This is a genomic window from Neisseria sp. P0009.S007 (assembly GCF_051962515.1).
In genome coordinates this window covers 1-2,350 of the sequence record NZ_JBQCVF010000208.1, presented here as the reverse complement: position 1 = coordinate 2,350, position 2,350 = coordinate 1, and the positions used below count along the sequence as shown (strand labels likewise).

The following is a 2,350-nucleotide window of genomic DNA, read 5'->3' as shown; positions in this document are numbered from 1 at the left end:
CAATCAATACAATATTGGTAAACAACATCATGTCCATACGACATACTCCCGCTTGGATCTCAAAATCAGAAAATATGATTAAAGGCCGTCTGAAAAAAACAATGTTTCAGACGGCCTCAGCGTGACGCTCAACGTTGCATTTCCAGCATTAATGCCTGGCAAGCGGATTCGTTTTCTAAAGCACAAGATTGGCTTAATTGATTTAAACGACTGTCGCGGTCTGGTGTATTGCCTTGCGCCATCTCTGCTTTAGTTTCTTCAAGATTGGTACAGGCATTTTCATAACCGCCTTTACAGGCCCGTTCGTAGAGCTTGACCGCTGCGGCATAATCCATGCCCAAACCGCTGGACGGATTGAGATACAGATTACCCAAAACATTGCAGCCGCGCATATTGCCGCCATCACAGGCTTTTTTCAGAAACGGATACGCATGAGCAGGCGCTTCAAGATAATCGCGCATCCAAATGGCCGCAGTGACGCAACTCTCCAGATTGTTCCGATTGCATTCCCGTATCAGCTTATCGTGCTGCTTCTCGCTGTAATCCTCAGCCTGCACGCTAAATGCAGTGGCAACCAATGCTAAACCAAACAATAAACGAAGTGTTTTCATCTGATTATTTCTCCAAAAATACTTGATGACAGGCCGTCTGAAAAAACAGTCTTCAGACGGCCTTTATATTATCACTCAATATTCACCCGTTTCAGGCGCAAGGCATTACCCAATACCGAAACCGAGCTTGCCGCCATTGCCGCGCCTGCGATGACGGGGTTTAAAAAGCCGAGTGCGGCAAGCGGAATGCCCAAAATATTGTAGAAGAAGGCGAAAAACAGGTTTTGCTTAATGTTTTTCAAAGTTGCCTGCGACACCAGCAGGGCATCGGCGAGCTGATTAACCGAATGCTGCATCAGCGTAGCGGATGCGGTGTGTTCGGCAACGTCCGCACCGCCTTTCATGGCGAAGCTGACGTTGGCGGCGGCGAGTGCGGGAGCGTCGTTGATGCCGTCGCCGACCATGGCCACGGTTTTGCCGGCAGCTTTGAGTTTCTGCACTTCGGCAGCTTTATCGCGCGGACTCATGTTGCCAAAGGCGTGTGCGATACCCAGTTGTTTGGCGACGTATTCGACCGTGCCTTGGTTGTCGCCGCTCATAATATAGACATCGATATTGTGTTTTTTCAGACGGCCTATGGCTTCGGCGGTATCGGCTTTCAACGCGTCGGCAAGTGCGAATGCGCCGATAGGTTTGTTATCGACTGAGACTGCAACAATGCTTGCAATATCCCAAACGCCGTCTGAAAACTTCGGCAAGGTCAGTTCGGCAAATTCGGCTTTGCCCGCTTTCACCAAACCCACTCCTTCGACTTCGGCGGTAATGCCTGCGCCGACAACGGTTTGCGCGTTTTGTGCAGTGGGGATTTCCAAACCACGCGCTTGGGCGGCGGAAACGATGGCGCGCGCGAGCGGGTGGGCGGCGTTTTGTTCGACGGCGGCAGCGATGCGGTACAAAGCGTCTTCGTCAAAGCCGCTGTCGGGAACGCAATAAACGGCGGCAACCTGCGGTCTGCCTTCGGTCAGCGTGCCGGTTTTGTCCAACACGACGGCATCGACGTGGGCGGCTTCCTCCATTGCCGCTGCGTCTTTAAACCAAATGCCGTGTTTCACTGCTTTGCCCATGCCGACCATAATCGCGGCAGGGGTCGCCAGACCGAGCGCGCACGGACAAGCAATTACCAAAACGGCAACGGCGTGCATCAGCGCAATCGTCCAATCGCCCTTAACCAGCCAAGTGGCGATAAAAGTCAGAAGCGCAATGCCCACGACAGTTGGCACGAATACCGCCGCTGCTTTATCGGCCACGCGCGCAATCGGCGCTTTACTGCCCTGCGCTTCGGACAGCGCGTTCATCATGTCGCCAAGCAGGGTTTGGCTGCCGAGTTGTGTGGCGCGGTACACCACGCTGCCTTCGGTCATCAACGCACCCGCCAACACTTTGCCGCCCGCTTTTTTCTCTTCGGGGTTGGATTCGCCGGTAAGATGGCTCTCATCCGCCCAACCGCTGCCGCTCTCGATGATGCCGTCGGCGGCAATGCGTTCGCCGTGGTTGGCGCGGATAAGGTCGCCGATTTGCACTTGGTCGATGGGCAGTTGTTTCCATTCGCCATCGCGTTGCACGTTGACTTGGGTCGGCGTGAGTTTGAGCAGCAAGCCCAAGCTGTTCAGGCTGGATTTTTTGGTGCGGTGTTCCAAAAATTTGCCCAGCGACACAAAACCAATCACCATCACGCCTACTTCAAAATACACGTGTGCCATGCCGTGCGCCGCGTGCGGGCTGAAAAACAGCATATAGAC

General features: G+C 53.7%; 2 protein-coding genes. Both read right to left on the bottom strand.

Annotated features, from left to right (window positions below; translation table 11 throughout):
• Positions 1 to 128 precede the first annotated feature (128 nt).
• The gene (locus ACTHS3_RS11655) at positions 129 to 611 is read right to left on the bottom strand and encodes a sel1 repeat family protein (RefSeq protein WP_070504810.1); all 483 of its coding nucleotides are present in this window, start codon (positions 609 to 611) and stop codon (positions 129 to 131) included.
• A gap of 71 nt (positions 612 to 682) precedes the next feature.
• The coding region (locus tag ACTHS3_RS11650) for a copper-translocating P-type ATPase (RefSeq protein ID WP_440368006.1) at positions 683 to 2,350 on the bottom strand (1,668 nt) is incomplete at its 5' end.